The following is a 426-nucleotide window of genomic DNA, read 5'->3' as shown; positions in this document are numbered from 1 at the left end:
GATTGTGTTGAAAAACTCCGGCTTGAAGCAGCTCTGAAGCACTGATTCAATCTCCTTGGTAAAGGAGATTGAGTCGATGATGGGCGAACCGACGGTGATGCAGGAGGCGCTGTTCTACGAGTTCAGCATCGAGCGTCACGTGCCTGCTGACCATCTGTTGCGCTCGATCGACCGCTTCGTCGACCTGTCGGGGCTGCGCTCGCATCTGCGGCCGTTCTACAGCGAGATCGGTAGGCCCTCGATCGATCCGGAACTGATGATCCGGATGCTAATCGTCGGCTACTGCTTCGGCATCCGTTCCGAGCGCCGGCTTTGCGAGGAAGTGCATCTGAATCTCGCCTATCGCTGGTTTTGCCGGCTTGGCCTGGAGGGTGATGTCCCCGATCATTCCACCTTCTCGAAGAACCGGCACGGCCGCTTTCGCGA

At 58.0% G+C, this 426-nt stretch carries 1 protein-coding gene; it reads left to right on the top strand.

All coding sequences use genetic code 11. From position 1 onward, the window contains the following. Positions 1–76 precede the first annotated feature (76 nt). On the top strand, positions 77–426 hold a 350-nt coding region (locus AU465_RS32885), incomplete at its 3' end, for a transposase (RefSeq protein ID WP_192257158.1).

The organism is Mesorhizobium silamurunense, from assembly GCF_014843905.1.
Lineage (GTDB): Bacteria > Pseudomonadota > Alphaproteobacteria > Rhizobiales > Rhizobiaceae > Mesorhizobium > Mesorhizobium silamurunense.
Note: the sequence above shows the minus strand (reverse complement) of the source record. Positions and strands in the feature narration are given on the sequence as shown.